The sequence below is a fragment of the Acidovorax sp. 1608163 genome (genome assembly GCF_003669015.1).
In the GTDB taxonomy this organism is placed as follows: Bacteria; Pseudomonadota; Gammaproteobacteria; order Burkholderiales; family Burkholderiaceae_C; genus Acidovorax.
Window position 1 is genome coordinate 4,897,882 of the sequence record NZ_CP033069.1, and the last position, 16,551, is coordinate 4,914,432.

Below are 16,551 nucleotides of genomic sequence, written 5' to 3' on the forward strand. Positions count from 1 at the left end.
ATGTGGTTTATCACATGCGCCAGCGTTTGAGTAGCAGGGCATTTGCCATCACGCTCACCGAACTGAGGGCCATGGCCGCCCCCGCCACCACGGGGCTGAGGTAGCCCAGCGCCGCCAGCGGAATGCCCGCCACGTTGTACGCAAAGGCCCAAAACAGGTTCTGGCGGATCTTGCGCACCGTGCGGTGGGAGATGTCGAGCGCCGCAGCCACCAGCATCGGGTCGCCCCGCATCAGCGTGATGCCCGCCGCGTGCATGGCCACATCGGTGCCATTGCCCATGGCCATGCCCACGTCCGCAGCGGCCAGTGCGGGGGCATCGTTAACGCCGTCTCCTACCATCGCCACAATGTGGCGCCGTGGGGCGCTGGCCCCGGCGGTTTTTACATCTGCGACGTTGCCCTGCTGCAACAGCCGTATCTGCTGCGCCTTGTCGCCCGGAAGCACCTCGGCCATCACTTCGCCGGCCGCAGGGTCCAGCCCCAGGCGGCGGGCCATGGCCTCGGCCGCGCCCCGGTTGTCGCCCGAAATCATCACCGTGCGAATGCCCCGCGCCTTCAGCGCCGCCAGCGCCTCGCGGGCGCCGGGCTTGGGCTCGTCGCCAAAGGCCAGCAGGGCCAGCACCTGCGGGCCTTGGGGCGCGTCTGTGGCCACGGCCGACACGGTGTAGCCCTCGGCCTGCAAGGCCTGGGCACGTTGCAACAAGCCTGCGCAATCCCCCTGCCGCTGCGCAGGCAGTGCCGCACCCAGCTCCTGCATCCAGCGCAGGCTGCCAATGCGCCAGACCAGCCCGGCCACCGTGCCCTCGGTGCCGCGCCCGGGCACGGCCCGCACCGCCTGCACGCTGTCGGCCGCAGCCGCTGCCACGCCACGCTGCTGGGCAGCGGCCACCACGGCACGGGCCAGGGGGTGTTCACTGCCACCTTGCACCCCGGCCACGGCGGCCAGCACGGTGGTTTCATCAGCGCCCGGGGCCAATTCCAGCGCCACCAGGCGGGGCTGGCCCACCGTCAGCGTGCCGGTCTTGTCAAAGGCCACGGTGTCCACCTGGTGCGCCACCTCCAGGGCCTGTACGTCCTTGATCAAGATGCCGTGCTGCGCGGCCACACCCGTGCCCGCCATGATGGCCGCCGGGGTCGCCAGCCCCAGCGCACAGGGGCAGGCAATCACCAGCACCGCCACGGCGTGGATCAGGGCCACCTCGGCCCCTGCGCCTGCCACCAGCCAGCCCAGCAAGGTGATCAGCGCCAGCCCCAGCACCACGGGCACAAACACGGCCGATACCTTGTCCACCAGCCGCTGCAGCGGCGCTTTGGCGGCCTGGGCGTCTTCCACCAGGCGGATGATTTTTGCCAGCACCGTCTCGGCCCCCACGGCCTGCACCTGCATCACCACCCGGCCTTCGCCGTTGATGGAGCCGCCCGTCAGCCGCCCGCCCACTTCGCGTGCCACGGGCAAGGGCTCGCCGGTCAGCATCGATTCGTCCACCTGCGTCTGCCCCTCGGCCACCACGCCATCGGCCGGAATGCGCTCGCCGGGGCGCACCACCAGCCGGTCGCCCACCAGCACCTCGGCCACAGGCACATCCACCTCGCCGGTTTTAGACAGCAAATGCACCACATCCGGCCGCAGGGCATGCAGCGCGCGGATGGCGGCGGTGGTCTGCCGCTTGGCGCGGGCCTCCAGCCATTTGCCCAGCAGCACCAGCGTGACCACCACGGCCGAGGCCTCAAAGTACAGATGCGGAACATGCCCGGGGTGATCGGTCGGCGCCGTCAGCCACAGCCACATCGACAGGCCCCAGCCCGCGCTGGTGCCCACCGCCACCAGCAAATCCATGTTGCCGCTCAGCGCCTTGGCCGCTGCCCAGCCCGCCTTGTAAAAGCGTGCGCCCAGGATGAACTGCACCGGCGTGGCCAGCGCAAACTGCACCCAGGCGGGCAGCATCCAGTGCTGGCCAAACAAGTCGCCCAACATGGGCAGCACCAGTGGGGCCGACAGCGCCAGCCCCACCGCCACGGGCAAAAACCCCGCCCAGGGCGATGCATCCTCAGGCCCGTCACCCGCATCGGCCGCGCGCGGCTCGTAACCCGCATTGCGCACAGCGCGGCGCAGCTGGGCCTCCATGGCCGCTGCCTCAGCGGCAGCAAAAGAGACACGGGCTGACTCTGTGGCCAGGTTCACGGTGGCATCTTGCACGCCGGGCACCTTGCGCAGCGCCCGCTCCACACGGCCCACGCAGCTCGCGCAGGTCATGCCGCCAATGCCCAGGTCCAGCGACAGGGCGGCTTCGGCCGCAGGGGAGGAAACAGAAGGTGGGGTGGAGGATGGGGTGGGGTTGGAGGTCGTCATAGGTCAGACAGTAATCCTTGACGCCATGTGAAGGTCAAGGCTTGCGCCATATCAACCCTCTTTTTCAACCCTTTTTTCGACCCAGGCAAAACAACCGCTTGACCCTGCCACCATGTGAAGGTTCATGATGGCGCCCAGATCGGTTCCACACCGTTTCACCCCTTTCATCCCCATTTCACGTTTACCCAGGAGCACGCCATGCCCACCACCCAAACCTTCCAAGTCCAAGGCATGACCTGCGGCCACTGCGAACGCGCCGTGACTCAGGCCATCCAGCAAGTCGACCCTGCTGCCACCGTGCAGATCGACCGCGCCAGCGGCCAAGTGCAGGTGCAAACCACCGCCGCACGCGAACCCCTGGCCGCCGCCATTGCGGAAGAAGGCTACCCAGTCGCCGCATGACCACCCCCACCGCCCGGCGGGTCCCCACCGCGCCACCCGCCTGGCCCGTGCCCATCAGCGAAGCCGCACGGCTAGCGGGCGTGTCGGCCCGCATGGTGCGCCACTACGAATCGCTGGGCCTGTTGCAAGGCGTGGCCCGCACCGAAAGCGGTTACCGCCAATACACCGAGGCCGATGTGCACACCCTGCACTTCATCCGCCGCGCCCGCGATCTGGGCTTCTCCATCGAAGAAATCACCGCCCTGCTCGCCCTATGGCAAGACCGCAGCCGCAGCAGCGCCCAGGTCAAGCGCATTGCCCAAACCCACATCGCCCAGCTCACCGACCGCATCGCCGCCATGCAGGCCATGCAGCGCACCCTGCAAACCCTGGTGGGCTGCTGCCACGGCGACGACCGGCCCGACTGCCCCATCCTGGACGACCTGGCGAGCGCGGGGCTGGGGGCCACGAGCCCGCCCGTTGGCATGCTGTAGCGCTGATTTGCATTGCATTTCATTGAATTGCTATAAAATTCGTAGCTACTAGCGCTTTCTATATGAGCCCTAGAGCCCAAAACCATTCAAAGCACTGCGGCGTGGTCACGCCCCTTTCACACAACCGCTGCAGCATGGCCCGTTTCACAAAAAATGAGGAGAAGCGCATGCAAGTTCACAAAACCCTGCTGGCCCTGGCGGCCACGCTGGTCATGACCATGACCATGACCATGGCCTGCGGCGGCAGCGACACCCCGGCCTGGCCGCCCGTGCCCACGGTGATTGCGCACCGGGGGGCTTCGGCGCTGCGGCCAGAGCACACGCTGGCGGCGTACCAAAAGGCGATTGACGATGGCGCCAACCTGATCGAGCCCGATCTGGTCATCACCCAAGACGGAGTGTTGGTGGCGCGGCACGAGAACGCGATTGCCATCCTCAACGCCGATGGCAGCGTGCGTGAGGCCACCACCGATGTGGTGGACCGGCCTGAGTTTGCGGCGCGCAAGACCACCAAGACCATTGACGGCACCGCCATCACCGGCTGGTTTGTGGAGGACTTCACCCTGGCCGAGCTCAAGACGCTGCGTGCGCGCGAGCGCATTCCGGCGATCCGCCCAGCCAACGTGGCTTACAACGGGCAGTTCGAGGTGCCCACGCTGCAGGAAGTGATCGACCTGGCCAAGGCACAGTCTGCGGCCAAGGGCCGCACCATTGGCGTCATCCCAGAGACCAAGCACCCGAGCTTCTTCCAGTCCATCGGCAAGCCGCTGGAGCCCGCACTGTTGGCCGTGCTGGCGAAGAACGGCTGGAACAGCAAGGACGCCCCGGTGTACGTGCAGTCGTTTGAAGTGGCCAACCTCAAGGCACTGCGCAAGCAAAGCTCGGTGCGCCTGGTGCAGCTGCTGTCGAGCAGCGGCCGCCCCTACGACTTTGCGGCGGCGGGCAACACCCAGACCTACGCCGACATGGCCACGGCGGCGGGCCTCAAAGAGATTGCCACCTACGCCGATGTGGTGGGTGCGCACAAGGACCTTGTCATCCCCGTGAAAGACGGCGCCCTGGGCACGCCCACCGCGCTGGTGAAGGACGCGCACGCGCTGAACCTGGCGGTGCACATCTGGACACTGCGGCCCGAAAACGCCTTCTTGCCCGCCGCCTACAAAAAGGCGCCCACCACCGACAACACGGTGCGCGGCGACAGCGTGGGCGAGATCCAGGTGTTCCTCAAGGCCGGGGTGGATGGCTTCTTCACCGACGACTCGAGCGTGGGCCGGCTGGCGGTGGACAGCCTGAAGTAAGCGCAGGCCTGCAAAGAAAAAATGCCGAGGTCAGCCTCGGCATTTTTTTAGGACCTTTGGCAGCGCTCAGCGCTCAGAACGGCGCAGATTCCGGATCGGTATCCACCGGCGCCGTGGCCGGGCCGGTGACCACGCCGCCGCCCGACTTGCGGGCCGGGGCCGAAGGCTGAGGGCGCAGGGCAGCAGGCGCTGCGACGGGGGCGGCAACCCCGGCACTGCCAGCCCCACCCGCCGCAATGGCTTCGGCCGCGCTGGCCACGCCGCTTTCGGCCTCGCCGCCCAGGGCTTCGATCAGGTCGGGAATCAACTTGACCAGCTCGCCCGTGGCAATGGCCACGTCGGTGTCAAAGCCGCCATCGTCGGCCTTGGTGCCTTCAAACACCGTGTCCAGGAACGACAGCTTGCGCACCTGCAGCCCCTCGGTCAGCATGAACGAGACGCGGTCGTCCCAGGTCAAGGCCAGCTTGGTGGGCAGCTTGCCTTGCTGGATGTGCTGCTGCACTTCGTCAATGTCGAGCGGGTGGCGCGCATAGCGCACCACGGCCTTGGCTTCGTCGGCGCTTTTGAGTTCGCACTCGCGGTCGATGCTGAAGCCCACGGGCGGCTCCTGCTCCAGCAGCCAGTGCGCCATGGCGGCCTGCGGGCTGGTTTGCGTGTTGAGCAGCGACACCGACAGGCCCGGCAGCGACTCGACCAGCAGGCTCACCACCTCATCGGCGCGGCCCTGGCTGCCCGTGTCCAGCACCAGCAGGCGCGACTCGGTGTCGATCCACACCCACATGCTGCCCTGCTTGGTGAAGGCCATGGGCAGCAAATCCAGCTTGGCCTCGTCCTTGAGTTCCTTGCTTTCCTTCTTGCCGGGCTTGCGGCCGGTTTCTTGCTCGATGCGGGCGGCTTTTTCTTTGACCTTGCGGTTGAGCACCGAGCCGGGCAGCACCTTGGACTCGACCATGAAGCGCAAGATCCACTGCCCGCCCACCGACTCGGCCATCGCGCCGTGCTGATCGCCGCGCGGGGGCACCCAGCCCAGCGACTGCTCCTGGGTGGCACCGCACTCCATAAAGGGCGACTTGGCCAACGCCTCTTCCACCTGCGTCAAATCCGCCTGCCAGCCGGGTGCAATGCGGTACACGATCAAGTTCTTGAACACGGAAATCCTTCGCTTCGTTGGTCTGACGGGGGTGATTGTCCGCGCTGCCAGCCCCATGCCAGAGCAAGCCAAGCCCACGGGTTGCAACACAGCGCAACGCGGGCTGCAGTGCAGTGCCAGCGTTTGCTATCTATTTAATAGCTTCTAGCGCTTATAGGTATTGCGCTAGCGGCATATTTGATTGGAATTGGGGTGAGAACAAGCTGTGCATAACCCATGGCCACCGGCAGCGAACCGTTGGTTGTCACAACTTTACAAAGCCTTCAATCGCCCTCACGGGCGCGATACATGGGCGGCGCACACTGCATTCAACCGCTGCAACGGTCGTTGCGGTGGACCAATTCACCGATGTGAAAGGACTGACACCATGGCCTTCTCAACCCGTAACGCCACCCGCCGCTTCATCGCCCACACCGCCACCAGCGCAGCCACCGCCGCCTTCCTGGCCGCCCTGGCCCTGCCCGCCTTGGCACAAACCCCTCCGCCCCCACCCGCTGCCACCACCAAAGCAGCAGACGCCCCCGCCCGCCGCCCCGGTGGCCCCGACATGCAAAAGCGCCACGAAGAGCACATGGCCAAGCGCCAGGCCGCACTCAAGGAAAAGCTGAAACTGACCGCCGCCCAGGAAAGCGCCTGGACGACCTTCACCAGTGCCATGCAGCCGGGCGAGCGTCCTGCCCGCCCCGACCCCAAGGAACTGGACAAGCTCACCACCCCCGAGCGCATCGACCGCATGCGCGAGCTGCGTGCCCAACACACCGCCCAGGCCGAGCGCCGCGACGAGGCGGTCAAAAAGTTCTACACCGCACTGACGCCAGAGCAGCAAAAGACCTTTGACACCGAAGCCCGCCACGCCGGCCCTGGCATGCGCCATGGCGGCCCCCACGGCGGGCCCGACCACGGCAAACGCGGCGGCCCAGACGACCGCCCCGCCCGCTGATCTGGCCGCCCTGTCGGGCGATCGGAACCCATCTTGAAAACCCGCCCTCCGCAAGGAGGGCGGGTTTTTTCATGCCCGGTCTCTAGGGATGCCCTGCATAACCCGCGCTATCACCGACCGCAGGGAGTTAGGCAGGACATACCTTGGGTTCGCCAGGCAGGCCTGAGCGCCTGTGGACAACGCTGTGGCTTTTTCAGGAGCAACTGGGGGGTTGTCCACACAAAAAGCCGCTTCGCCAAAGTTGTTGTCTGTCAGGCATGCCAACCATACAGGCCGGGGCACAGGGTTGTCTGCGCTGCAAGTGGCTGTCAGCATTGATGAAAAAGCAGTTGTCCACAAAAAAGGGCTTGCTCTATTACTACTGCTATTTATCTATAAGACTTTAAAAGAACAACCCAAGAACATCCTTGGGGCCCCAAACCGGTGCCGCGGATGCCAAAACCGGGTGGGGATGGCAAGGTGCTTGCCACCAAAGTGGACTTTGGAAAAACGAAGGCCATGTTCCGCCGCCAGTTACAGCCTTCGCAAACCCTCTGCAGGCTCGGCAGGCTGCAAATCAGGCCAAAGGGCTGGGGGTGGGGCTGGGGTGGGCGGAGCAAACCGCTCTTCAGGTCCCCTGGCCTGCCAAAACGGTGGCACAGGCGCCATGCCGGGCCTCAAAGCCTGTGGAAGGGGCGCAGCAAGGCCCGGGCAGCCCATCCCCTGGCCGGGCGCCCGCCAAGGCCCCTGATGCGGCCTTTCAAAGACCTTGAGCAGGTTGTGAGCAGGGATTGCGTGGGCTGACGGCCAAGCATCTGCGCCTGGGATACATCCCCCTCCACGCCAGCTTGTGTGGGGTTTGCTATTGAAAAATGAGCTGCTAGCGCTTATAGAGCGGGCGCTAGAGGCATTTTTTGTACAAAACGCCTTTCAAACAGAGGGCGTTGCATAAGACTGGGGATAGCTTTGGCACAAGTGCCTGCTTATCCACAGCAAATGGCGATGCGCTCAGTTTGTCCCCGTTGGCGTGACAGCACAAACACCGGGTGGCGCACAGGGTTTGCCACGCCGCAAGTGCTTGCCAGCCAACGGAAAAAAGCAGTTGTCCACACAAAACACCGGGCTCTACTACTACGACTATGTATTTATAAAGAAATTAAGAAGAAGACAGAAGAACAACTCCGGGGCCGGGCAAGTCCCCTTGGGTTTCAGCAAAGACGAGGGCGAAAGCAAAACCTGGAGTGAATGCATCCCCTGGTGAACAGGGTGTGGAACTTGCGATGCGGGCTTGCAATGCGAAAAGGTCAGACGTTCCAGGCGCGGCGAAAACGACCAAGCCGCACGACAAGACGGGACAACGAGGCCAAGTGGGGTTGTGTTCGCCGCTCCAAAGGCCCTCAGAAGCGTTTGCAGCGCCTGTGGAGGTGTAGGGCATGAGGGGGGGTGGCCTTGGCGCGTTGCCAGGCCTGTAGCGCCTGCTGTGGGGGCGCTGGCAGATTCGGTGCGAGGCAGGGCCGAATCTGCCGCACAAAGACCGCTGTGCGGCCCCTGGGACGTGGCAAACAGGCTTTTAGCCCTGTGGATGGCTTTGTGGGCTGGCGCTCAAGAAGGCGTCCAGCTCAGGCTCGGGCAGCGCCTTGCTGAACAAATAGCCCTGGTACAGCTCGCACCCCGCCCGTGCCAGCAGGGCGCGCTGCTCGGTGGTTTCCACGCCTTCAGCGATCACTTCCAGCCCCAGGCTGCGCGACAGTCCGATGATGGTGTCCACGATGGCGGCGTCGTTGGGGTCGGTCAGCAGGTCGCGCACAAAGCTCTGGTCGATCTTGAGCTGGTCCAGCGGCATGCGCTTGAGGTAGCTGAGCGACGAGTAGCCGGTGCCAAAGTCGTCCAGCGAAAAGCCCACGCCGTAGGCGCGCAGCGCCATCATGGTGGCGATGGTGGTTTCCATGTCTTCCACCAGCAGGCTTTCGGTCAGCTCCAGCTTGAGCTGGCCCGAAGGCGCCCCGGTGATGGCCAGCACCCGCGCCACGTCGTCCACAAAACTGGCGTTGCGGAACTGGCTGGAGCTGACGTTCACGGCCATGGTCAGGTCGCGGCGCAGCGGGTCGTCCTGCCAGCTGGCCAGCAGCTTGCAGGCGTGGTGCAGCACCCAGCGACCCAGGGGCAGGATGAGGCCGGTTTCCTCGGCCAGGGCGATGAAGTCCGACGGCGGCACCATGCCGCGCTGTGCATGCTTCCAGCGCAGCAGTGCCTCCACCCCGGCGATTTCGCCGGTCTGGCGCACCTGGGGCTGGTAGTGCAGCAAAAATTCGTCTTGCGCCAGGGCCACGCGCAGGTCGGCCTCCAGGGCGGCGCGCGCCGTCACCACGGCCTGCATCTGCGGGTCAAAAAACCGCAAGGTGTTGCGCCCGGCGGTCTTGGCCTGGTACATGGCCAAGTCGGCCTGCTTGAGCAACTCGCCCACGGTGGTGGAGGCCACGCCGGTGAACGGCGCGATGCCAATGCTGGGCGTGCTGCGGTACTGGTAGCCCTGCAGCGGGTAGGGCATGGACAGCATGGCCAGGATTTTTTCGCCCACGCCGCGTGCCTGCAGCACCAGGTCGTCGCCCGCGGGGTTCAGCTCTTCCAGCATCACCACAAACTCGTCGCCCCCCAGCCGTGCCACGGTGTCCACGCTGCGCACGCACAGGCTCAGCCGCTTGGCCACTTGCTGCAGCAGCAGGTCGCCCTGGTCGTGGCCCAGGGTGTCATTGAGCTGCTTGAAATTGTCCAAGTCGATGAACAGCAGCGCCCCGCCCTGCTGGTGGCGCCGGGCCGCCACCAGGGCCTGGTGCATGCGGTCCATCAGCAGCATGCGGTTGGGCAGGTTGGTGAGCGGGTCGTAGAAGGCCAGGCGCTGGATCTCGCGCTCGGTGGCCTTGCGCAGGGTGATGTCGGTGTTGATGGCCAGGATGGACTGCGGTCGCCCGTCTTCACCGCGCACCAGGGTCCAGCGGCCTTCCACGTCGATGGTGCGGCCATCGCGGTGCTGCTGCACCAGCTCGCCCGTCCATTCGCCATGCTCTATCGTGGCCTCGGTGGCCCGGAAAAACGGTGTGGGGTCTTCGTACAGCAGCGTCTGCACCGACTGGCCCAGCACCTGCAGCTGGCTCCAGCCGTACATGCGCTCGGCGCTTTTGTTCCAGTAAATGATGCGGTGTTCCAGGTCGCGCACCAGGATGGCATCTTGCGCCTTGTCCAGCAGCGAAGCCTGGTGGCGGATGCGGGCGTCTGCCGTCTGGCGCTCGATCTCGGCCGAGGCACGCGCCGCAAAAATCTGCAGGGTGGAGGTGACAAAGTCCGGGTCGGCCAGGGGCTGCCTGAACAGCACAAAAATGGCGCCGATCACCTCCCCGTCTGCACTGCACAGCTGCTGGCCTGCATAGGCACGGGCGTTGATTTTGCTGCCCAGGGGCGAGCGCGGGTACTGCTGCAGCACCTGGTCGGCCACCACGTACTGGCGCTGCGTGAGCAGGTGCACGGTGGGGGTGTCGTCCATGGGCAGGTCAAAAGGCAGCTGCACCTTCCCATCGATCACGGTGGCCATGTTCACGGCCCTGGGCAGTTGCCCATCGCTTTGCTGCACCAGCCGGATCAGGCAACCCACCTGCGCACCCAGGGCCTCGGCCATGCTGCGCGCCAGTTGCACAAAAAACTCGGTGCCCGTGGTGGCCGACACGGCTGCCGCCACCTTGATGACCGAGTCCAGCATGCGCTGCTGTGCCTGGTGCGCGCGCAGGCTGTTGATGCCAAAGGCCAGGTCGTTGGCCAGCTCTTGCAGCAGCGCGACCTCTTGGGCGCTGATGTGCAGGATGTCGGGCGCGTACAGGTACAGCAGGCCAAAGGCGCGGCCCCGCTCGCGCAACGGCAGGCAAATGATGCCGTGAAAGCCGTTGTCCAGCATGCGCTGTGTCCAGTCGCCAAAGTCCTCGCTGTTGCGGATGTCTTGCACGATCACCGGCTCGCCGGTGCGCACGGCCCGCCCTGCAGGGCCCTGCCCGTTGGGGCTGTTGGCGTCCCAGCTCAGGTGCAGCTTGTCCAGGTAGCCTTGGCTGTGGCCGGCGTGGGCCGCCTGGACAATGGTCTTGTGCGCGTCGTCCTGTGCCAGGCCCACCCAGCCCATGCGGTAGCCGCCAATGTCCACCGCAATCTGGCAAATGGCCTGCAGCAGGGCCGATTCCGAGGTGGCGCGCACCAGGGTTTCGTTGCAGGCGCTCAGCAGCTTTTGGGCGCGTGCCATGCGGGCAATCTCGCGCTCGGCCTGCAGCCGCTCGGTAATGTCCACGGCCAGCACCTGGCGCGCCGCCAGGCCATTGAAGCTGATGCTGCCTGCGGTGATCTCGACATCGAACAGGCTGCCGTCCTTGCGCACCTGGCAGCAGACCGAGGGCACATGCCGCCGCTCGGGGCTGATCGACTGCACCGCTGCGCGCACGGCTTCACGCTCGGTGGGGGGCCACAGGTCCAGCAGGTGCATCTGCAGCATCTCGGCCTCGGTGTAGCCGTACTGCGAGAGCATTGCTTCGTTCACGGCCAGCAGGCGCATGCTGGCGCGCTCGTACACCCACATGGGGTGCGGGTGCTCATTGAACATGAGCCGGTACTGCTGGGCCGAGGCCTGCAGCTGGCTGGCCACATGCCGCAGCTGCACGGTGGTGCCCAGGGATTCGGTCAGTATCTCCAGCCGGTCCACATCGCTGCGCGAAAAGGCCTCGGGCTGGTCGGAGGTGACCTTCAAGGAGCCCACGATGCTGTTGCCCGCCCGCAAAGGCGCCGCCATCACCGAACGCACGCCAAAGCGGTGGGGCATGGAGGCCATGTCCCAGCCTGCGGCCAGGGTGTCGTTGCACCACACGGTGCGGCCCTGGTGCAGCGCAGGCCACAAGATGCTGTCATGCACCGACAGCAGGTTGCCCTCGGGCCGCACCATGTCGCCCACCGAGGCCTTGGCCACCAGCTGTTCGTCTTCCAGCAGTTCAATCAGCGCGCCACGCGCACCGGTTTGCTGTTGCACCGTGTGGGCCACCAGCTTCAGTGCCTCGGGCAGCGCCATGTCCAGCGACGAAATCTGCTGCTGCACCTGCAGCAGATCAGCATGGTGGCGGGCGTTGCGCTGGGCCTGCATCTCGGCCTGGTGCTGTGCAGACACATCCTGAAAAGCGCCCTGGATGCGCTGGATCTCTCCCTGGGCATTGCGCACGGCCTGCCCTGCTGTGCGCACCCACATCAGCTGGCCTTGGGGGCTCACCATCTCGGCCACAGCGTTGATGGGCGTGCCCGCCTGCATGCACGCTTGCCATGCGGCCTGCATGCGTTCACGGTGGGGCGGTGTGTAGGCTGCCAGCACCTGCGCCAGCGTGGGGGCAGACTGCGCAAAGCCAAAGGCCGCCGCCATCTCGGGCGATAAGGTCAGCTGTTGGCTGGGTAGCTCCACAATCCAGCCGCCCAGGCGCGCCACGCGGCCTGCGGCCTCCAGGGCCTGGCTTTGCAGGCGCAGGGTGGCGTGCATCTGGTCGCGCTCTTGCAGCATCTGGCCCAGCAGGTGCTTTTGCCGGCGCAACTCCAGCTGGTCCATGGCCTGGCGCGCCAGCATCTGCAGCGCTTGCAGGGCCTCGGCGCTCAGGCTTCGGCTGCGGGTGTCCATCACCGCCAGCGTGCCAATGGCCTGGCCTTCGGCCGTCACCAGCGGAATGCACGCATAAAACCGGACATGGGGCTCGCCCACCACCAGCGGATTGGTGGCAAACAGCGGGTGCTGGGTCGCGTCTTCCACCACGGTGGGCACCTCGGGGGTGCGCAGTGCGTGGTCGCAAAAAGCGATGGAGCGCGGTGTCTCGCGCAGGGGAACCCCCACCGAGGCCTTGAACCACTGCCGCTCGGCATCCAGAAAGTTGACCACCGCCATGGGTGCATTGCACAGGCGTGTGGCCAGGGTGGCCAGTTGGTCGAAGGACGCCTCTTGCGGGGTGTCCAAAATGGCATAGGCCTGCAGGGCCTGCAGCCGGGCTGACTCTGCCGGCGCCAGCACCGGCCCAGCCATGCTCACACGGCCCCCCTTGGCGGGAGGTTGCAGTGCATAGGCAGGGGGCTGTCAGGCAAAGTCACCGGCATGGAACGGGTGGAGGTGGGGTGTAACGTGGGCTGCGGCCAATGCTACACCGTGACACCGTTGTGACAGGGCATTACCGCCATGCCATTTGGGCTGAGGGTTATGCCTTGCGCAGCGCCCGGCGCGCACGCACTGCTGCCGCCAGGCCCTGCAGCACCGGCACCGTTTGCGCCATGCTGATGCAGGCGTCGGTCACCGACACGCCCTTTTGCAGCGCTTGCCCGGGCACGATGTCCTGGCGGCCTTCTTGCAGGTGGCTTTCGATCATCAGCCCGGTGATGCGGGCGTCGCCCGCAGCAATCTGCTGGGCCACCTCGGCCGCCACCGTGATCTGGCGCTGGTGCTGCTTGCTGCTGTTGGCGTGGCTCACGTCGATCATCACCTGCTCGCGCAGGCCTGCGGCCTTGAGCACGGCGCAGGTGGCATCCACATCGGCCGCACTGTAGTTGGGCTGCTTGCCGCCGCGCAGAATCACGTGGCAGTCCTGGTTGCCACGCGTTTCAAAAATTGCAGCCTGGCCCATCTTGGTCATGCCCATGAAGGCGTGCGCCGCCTGCGCGGCCTGGATGGCGTCGCTGGCCACTTTGACGCCACCATCGGTGCCGTTCTTGAAGCCCACGGGGCACGACAGCCCGCTGGCCAGCTGGCGGTGGCTCTGGCTCTCGGTGGTGCGCGCACCAATGGCGCCCCAGCTCACCAGGTCGCTGATGAACTGCGGCGAGAGCAGGTCCAAAAATTCGGTGCCCACGGGCAGCCCGGTGGCCAGCACGTCCAGCAGCAGCTTGCGCGCCAGCTCCAGGCCTTCGTTGATGGCAAAGCTGCCGTCCAGGTGTGGGTCGTTGATGTAGCCCTTCCAGCCGACGGTGGTGCGGGGCTTTTCAAAGTACACGCGCATCACGACCAGCAGGTCGTCCTTGAGTGCATCGGCCTGGGCCTTCAGGGCCTGGGCGTACTCCATGGCCTGTGCGTGGTCGTGGATGGAGCAGGGCCCCACCACCACCACCAGCCGGTCGTCCTGCCCGTGCAGCACACGCGAGATGGCGGCGCGGCTGGATTCAACCAGCGTCAGGGCCGCATCGGGCGTGGGCAGCCACTCTTGCAGCAGGGCGGGCGTGATGAGGGGGCGCACGGCCTTGATGCGCGTGTCATCAATGCGGGTGGTGTCGTGCGTGGAGATGGGGTTGGCAGAGCGGTGTGCGTGGGTCATGCCCCCGATTGTCGCGCGGCGCGGCGGGCCCCTCGCGAAAGCCAATGGGGTGCGCTCCGTCAAATGCGGGCGCGGCCCTGGCAAGGGACTCCGAATTCAAGGCCGGCGAAACGATGCGTTTTGTCGCGCCCAGTATTTGGATTCCAGGTGGTCCATGCGCACTTCGCCGCCGGTAGAGGGCGCATGTACAAAGCGCCCCTCCCCCACATAGATCCCGGCGTGCGAGGGGCTGCGGCCCCGGCCAAACACCACCAAGTCACCGGTGCGCAGCTCGCTGCCGTCAATCACCTGGCCCCAGCCGCTGAGCTGAGCCACCGTGCGTGGTGGGGCGGTGCCCACCTGGTTGCGGTACACGTAGCCAATGAGCCCACTGCAGTCAAAGCCCGATTCGGGGGTGTTGCCGCCGTAGCGGTAAGGCGTGCCCACCAGCCCCAGGGCGTGGATGGCAATGCCGTGGGCTTGCTCGTCTGACAGCGTGGTGCCCACAGACCGCTGCGTGGGCCAGGGGGCTGCATCTGCCGAGCCGGAGGACGGTGGGCGCACGGTGCCGCAGCCCACCAGCAAAACGGCGGCTGAGGCCAGCCACACAGCACAGAAAGATCGATGGAAAGATCGCATGGCCCGAAGGTTAACGGATGCTTGCCCGCATGGGGCCTAGGCGTTGGCTGGGGCAAGGTTATTTATCGTAAAAAGTGCCTGTAAGGCGCATCCAGCAAGCGCTAAAAGCTATGTTATTCATAGTAAACGATGCGGGGCAAAACACCGGCTTGTGACCGGTGTCTTGCATGCGTTGCCCAGTGCCCAGAACGGGCTTTGGACCGTCCCCGCGCCTCAGGCGCTTTGCGCCACCTGGGGCTGGGCCTGGGGGCGCCGCTGGGCCAGCCGGTTGGCCACGCTCACAATGGCCTGCACCGAGGCGGTGACGATGTTGTGGCTGGTGCCCGCACCGAAGGTGGAGCCCGTCACGCCGTCCATCGCGGCTTCCACAATGGCCAGCGCCTGGGCGTTGGCGCCGGTGCCGGTGGCGCGTTCTTCGTAGTGGTCTACGCGCAGGGGCAGGCCCAGTGCGTCCACTGTGGCGGCAATGGGGCCATTGCCCTGGCCGCGCAGCGTCTGGCGTACGCCTTCGATGGAGACATCCAGCTCAATGCCCTGCCCATCTTCGTCCAGCCGGTGGCTGTGGCACACCACGGCCGGCTCGGCCGGTGCGCGCAGGTAGGTGGCCTGGAACAGCTCCCACAACTGGGCGGCGCCCATTTCGGTTTCGCTGGTGTCGGTGTGGCGTTGCACCACGGCGCTGAACTCCACCTGCATGCGCCGGGGCATCACCACGCCGTGTTCGCGTTCGAGCAAGAAGGCAATGCCGCCCTTGCCCGACTGGCTGTTCACGCGGATCACGCTGTCGTAGGTGCGGCCCAGGTCCGCCGGGTCGATGGGCAAGTAAGGCACTTCCCACAAAGCATTCGGGTCTTGCGCCGCAAAGCCCTTCTTGATTGCATCCTGGTGCGATCCCGAGAACGCGGTGAACACGAGGTCGCCCGCATACGGGTGGCGCGGGTGCACGGGCAGCGAGGTGCATTCCTCGGCCACGCGCGCCACGGCGGTGATGTCCGAGAAATCGAGGTGCGGGTACACACCCTGGGTGTACAGGTTGAGCGCCAGCGTCACGATGTCCACATTGCCGCAGCGCTCGCCATTGCCAAAGAGGCAGCCTTCCACGCGGTCTGCCCCGGCCATCATGGCCAGCTCGGCGGCAGCTACGCCGGTGCCCCGGTCGTTGTGCGGGTGCACCGACAGCACGATGTGCTCACGCGGCACCAGGTGGCGGTGCATCCACTCGATCTGGTCGGCAAACACGTTGGGCGTGGCGTTTTCCACCGTGGTGGGCAGGTTGATGATGATGGGGCGGCCGGGGCCTGCGTTCCATGCGGCAATAGCGGTTTGGCAGGCCTTGAGCGAGACATTCAGCTCGGTGGCGCTGAAGGTTTCGGGCGAGTACTGCAAGGTCCACTGTGTGCCCGGCTGCGCGTCGGTGAGCTGCTTGAGGTAGCCCACATGGTGTGCGATGAGCTGCATCACCTGTGTCACGTTCATTCCAAACACAATGCGCCGCCACGCAGGCGCGGTGGCGTTGTACAGGTGCACGATGGCGCGGGGCGCGCCCTTCACCGCCTCTACGGTGCGCGCGATCAGGTCTTCGCGCGATTGGGTCATGACCATGATGGTCACATCGTCGGGGATCAGGTTTTCGTCGATGAGGCGGCGCACAAAGTCAAAGTCGGTCTGCGACGCGGCCGGAAAGCCGACCTCGATCTCCTTGAACCCGATGCGCACCAGCTCGTGAAAGAGCTTCATCTTGCGCTCGCCGTTCATGGGCTCGAACAGTGCCTGGTTGCCGTCGCGCAGATCGGTCGAGAGCCAGATGGGCGCACGGGCAATGGTGCGGCTGGGCCATTGGCGGTCGGGCAAATTGATGGGGGCGATGCCTTGGTACTTGGTAGCGGGTTTGGCGATCATCATGAAAGGCTCCACAAACGGTGGTTGCCAGGGCCGCGCGGGGTGAAGTGTGTGCGCAGTACCCCGGCACGGGGTCATCAAAGTTCA

10 protein-coding genes are annotated in these 16,551 nt (G+C 65.8%); 4 read left to right on the top strand and 6 right to left on the bottom strand.

Going from position 1 to position 16,551, the window contains the following annotated elements:
• Positions 1 to 10 precede the first annotated feature (10 nt).
• On the bottom strand, positions 11 to 2,350 hold the full coding sequence (locus tag EAG14_RS21930) for a cation-translocating P-type ATPase (RefSeq protein WP_121730140.1): 2,340 nt from the start codon (positions 2,348 to 2,350) through the stop codon (positions 11 to 13).
• Between the two features lie 198 nt (positions 2,351 to 2,548).
• Between EAG14_RS21930 and EAG14_RS21935 the strand changes: the two genes are divergently transcribed.
• From EAG14_RS21935 to EAG14_RS21945, 3 genes are all read left to right on the top strand, one after another.
• Positions 2,549 to 2,752, top strand: a complete 204-nt coding sequence (locus EAG14_RS21935) for a heavy-metal-associated domain-containing protein (protein ID WP_099657281.1) — start codon at positions 2,549 to 2,551, stop codon at positions 2,750 to 2,752.
• Complete coding sequence (cueR, locus tag EAG14_RS21940; protein WP_121730141.1) at positions 2,749 to 3,225, top strand: Cu(I)-responsive transcriptional regulator; 477 nt, start codon at positions 2,749 to 2,751, stop codon at positions 3,223 to 3,225. The genes EAG14_RS21935 and cueR overlap by 4 nt, the downstream gene beginning before the upstream one ends.
• A 167-nt stretch (positions 3,226 to 3,392) precedes the next feature.
• On the top strand, positions 3,393 to 4,523 hold the full coding sequence (locus EAG14_RS21945; protein ID WP_121730612.1) for a glycerophosphodiester phosphodiesterase: 1,131 nt from the start codon (positions 3,393 to 3,395) through the stop codon (positions 4,521 to 4,523).
• Between the two features lie 73 nt (positions 4,524 to 4,596).
• Here EAG14_RS21945 and EAG14_RS21950 read toward each other — a convergent pair whose 3' ends face one another.
• On the bottom strand, positions 4,597 to 5,673 hold the full coding sequence (locus tag EAG14_RS21950; protein WP_121730142.1) for a recombination-associated protein RdgC: 1,077 nt from the start codon (positions 5,671 to 5,673) through the stop codon (positions 4,597 to 4,599).
• 367 nt (positions 5,674 to 6,040) lie between these two features.
• On the opposite strand from EAG14_RS21950, the gene EAG14_RS21955 reads away from it, so the two are divergent.
• Complete coding sequence (locus tag EAG14_RS21955) at positions 6,041 to 6,613, top strand: Spy/CpxP family protein refolding chaperone (RefSeq protein ID WP_121730143.1); 573 nt, start codon at positions 6,041 to 6,043, stop codon at positions 6,611 to 6,613.
• A gap of 1,549 nt (positions 6,614 to 8,162) precedes the next feature.
• Here EAG14_RS21955 and EAG14_RS21960 read toward each other — a convergent pair.
• The 4 genes from EAG14_RS21960 to leuA form a co-directional block, all read right to left on the bottom strand.
• Positions 8,163 to 12,671: an EAL domain-containing protein gene (locus EAG14_RS21960; RefSeq protein WP_121730144.1), complete on the bottom strand. Its 4,509-nt coding sequence runs from the start codon at positions 12,669 to 12,671 to the stop codon at positions 8,163 to 8,165.
• Positions 12,672 to 12,840: 169 nt separating this feature from the next.
• Entirely contained in the window at positions 12,841 to 13,947 is a 1,107-nt protein-coding gene (locus EAG14_RS21965) for a 3-deoxy-7-phosphoheptulonate synthase (RefSeq protein ID WP_121730145.1), read from the bottom strand.
• Between the two features lie 96 nt (positions 13,948 to 14,043).
• Positions 14,044 to 14,565, bottom strand: coding sequence for a C40 family peptidase (locus EAG14_RS21970; RefSeq protein WP_099657269.1), 522 nt, complete (start codon positions 14,563 to 14,565; stop codon positions 14,044 to 14,046).
• Between the two features lie 213 nt (positions 14,566 to 14,778).
• Complete coding sequence (leuA, locus tag EAG14_RS21975) at positions 14,779 to 16,464, bottom strand: 2-isopropylmalate synthase (protein WP_121730613.1); 1,686 nt, start codon at positions 16,462 to 16,464, stop codon at positions 14,779 to 14,781.
• Positions 16,465 to 16,551: the final 87 nt, after the last annotated feature.

Excerpts from the sequence above, each read along its gene's own strand:
- EAG14_RS21935 (WP_099657281.1), top strand. The coding sequence starts at position 2,549 with ATGCCCACCACCCAAACCTTCCAAGTCCAAGGCATGACCTGCGGCCAC.
- EAG14_RS21930 (WP_121730140.1), bottom strand. The coding sequence starts at position 2,350 with ATGACGACCTCCAACCCCACCCCATCCTCCACCCCACCTTCTGTTTCC.
- EAG14_RS21955 (WP_121730143.1), top strand. The coding sequence starts at position 6,041 with ATGGCCTTCTCAACCCGTAACGCCACCCGCCGCTTCATCGCCCACACC.
- EAG14_RS21945 (WP_121730612.1), top strand. The coding sequence starts at position 3,393 with ATGCAAGTTCACAAAACCCTGCTGGCCCTGGCGGCCACGCTGGTCATG.
- leuA (WP_121730613.1), bottom strand. The coding sequence starts at position 16,464 with ATGATCGCCAAACCCGCTACCAAGTACCAAGGCATCGCCCCCATCAAT.
- EAG14_RS21965 (WP_121730145.1), bottom strand. The coding sequence starts at position 13,947 with ATGACCCACGCACACCGCTCTGCCAACCCCATCTCCACGCACGACACC.
- EAG14_RS21960 (WP_121730144.1), bottom strand. The coding sequence starts at position 12,671 with ATGGCTGGGCCGGTGCTGGCGCCGGCAGAGTCAGCCCGGCTGCAGGCC.
- EAG14_RS21970 (WP_099657269.1), bottom strand. The coding sequence starts at position 14,565 with ATGCGATCTTTCCATCGATCTTTCTGTGCTGTGTGGCTGGCCTCAGCC.
- cueR (WP_121730141.1), top strand. The coding sequence starts at position 2,749 with ATGACCACCCCCACCGCCCGGCGGGTCCCCACCGCGCCACCCGCCTGG.